General features: G+C 40.7%; 1 protein-coding gene and 1 pseudogene. One reads left to right on the top strand and one right to left on the bottom strand.

The features are described from left to right. Positions 1-275: 275 nt before the first annotated feature. Positions 276-752, bottom strand: a pseudogene (locus tag SAZ04_RS21450) (glycosyl hydrolase family 18 protein); the annotation flags it as partial. Between the two features lie 481 nt (positions 753-1,233). Here SAZ04_RS21450 and SAZ04_RS21445 point away from each other — a divergent pair. Then, on the top strand, positions 1,234-1,871 hold a 638-nt coding region (locus SAZ04_RS21445; RefSeq protein WP_332699489.1), incomplete at its 3' end, for a transposase.

Raw genomic sequence — 1,871 nt, 5'->3', positions numbered from 1 at the left:
TAGTTGGGGGCTTCCCCCTGCAAGAGTAGGACGTTGCCAGGCAGATAAAAGACAATCCATTTGGATTGTCTTTTTTTGGTGTGTGTATAAACATAACCCTCAAGGCGCTAAAAACTCTGGTCTGAGATCGTTACAATGTTTATCGCATTTGTTGCCAATAAAGAAGTAATCGCCCGTCGCCTCCAAACGTTGGGTAGTTCTTGTTCGAGTGCTCCCGGCCATTGATGCGTTAGTATGTTGGGGGACAGGAACTTTTCGCTAGTCGTGCAAGAACTTCAATCCAAGCGTTTTATTACAATGAAATTATCGTCAATAAGCAACCAATTTTGTAGAAGTTCAAATCCTAATGCCCAATAAAAGAAGCCTGATAAATTAAATTCCTTGACAGAATTAAATTTCGCTTGAATGCTTCTTGCATCTTCGAACCAAACGATATGTTCGCGTCCTTGTTCATCGTAATACATAAAGTAAGGAGTTTGTGCGACATAGTCATATTCAATCGACGCATTATATTGTGACGCTAATTCAACTGCAGCATGTGGACGAATCGGAGTTGCTAGCGTTTCACCTGGGACAAATGGCAAGGTCCAATCATATCCGTATAGAGGAATTCCCATCCTGATTTTGTTACTTGGTATGGCTGAAACAGCGTATTCAATCACGCGCCTTACTTCATTAATTGGAGCAACGGCCATCGGAGGACCATCTACCGAGCCCCAATCGTACGTCATGATGTACGCTGCATTAATAATGGGTTGGTCGTCAAGTATCGCTAAACTACCATCGCTTCTCACTTCATATGAAAAGATCAATAAGTTTGTTAATGAATCCCCCATATTCAGTTACGACCTGTGGAGATGCTGGCCCTGTAATTTCCGTATGAAGATAGGCATCAACATTTATGAAAGGCCTTTGCTGTTGGGGGATGTACAACCTCCCAACTTAATGATCATTTTTAATGGTATTCATAAAAGCCAATATAAATAACTGGTAACGTATGGGGAAAATATAATATTAGTATTTAGAAAGTCCAACCTTAGTATGTTCTCAAAAAAGAATCCAAGCTCACCACGAAACTAAATACATTTATCATTAACGACAGAAGACTCCCTCTTCAATCGCGAGAAGGGCTTTAGCCCAGTGATAAGGGGAGATGAATGTCGATTGTCGATAGCCAAAACAAACTCACTGCGTTATAATAAGAACATATGTTCTTGGGAGTGAGGTGGAATCATGCTAGTGAAGAAGGCTTTTAAGTTCCGTATCTTCCCGAATGAAAAACAAATTGAGCTGATAAATAAAACGATTGGGTGTTCCAGATTTGTGTTCAACTTCTTCCTCGGTAAGCAGAAAGAAAAAGAGGCCTATTGGTACACCGTCGAAGAGATGAAGCAGAATGGTCAACTGCCTTTAAACAACTGGAAAGGCGAGTTTTTCAATAAGTACGAATCGGTAAAAGCGGTTCGCCAGTTGAAAGAACATTATCCTTTTCTAAAAGAAGTGGACAGCATTTCCCTTCAAAAGTCGGTTGAAAATCTAGCTGATTCCTACCAACGCTGTTACAAAAAGCAAAATAAAGCTCCTCGGTTCAAAAGTAAAAAGAACAAGGTGCAATCTTATACCACAAAGCAAACAAACGGCAATATCGCTGTACTTGATAAACACATGAAACTCCCAAAGCTTGGTCTTGTTCGTTATGCAAAAAGTAGGGAAGTGGATGGGCGAGTGATCAATGCGACGATCCGACGTAATCCAAGCGGAAAGTACTTTGTGTCTGTTCTTGCAGAAACGGAAGTAACAGAATGGCCGAAAACAAACAGCAGTACAGGTGTTGATTTAGGGATAAAAGACTTCGCAATCCTTTCAGATGG

Source organism: Halalkalibacter lacteus, from assembly GCF_036663595.1.
Classification (GTDB): domain Bacteria; phylum Bacillota; class Bacilli; order Bacillales; family Bacillaceae_D; genus Halalkalibacter; species Halalkalibacter lacteus.
This window is presented reverse-complemented; position numbering and strand designations above follow the sequence as displayed.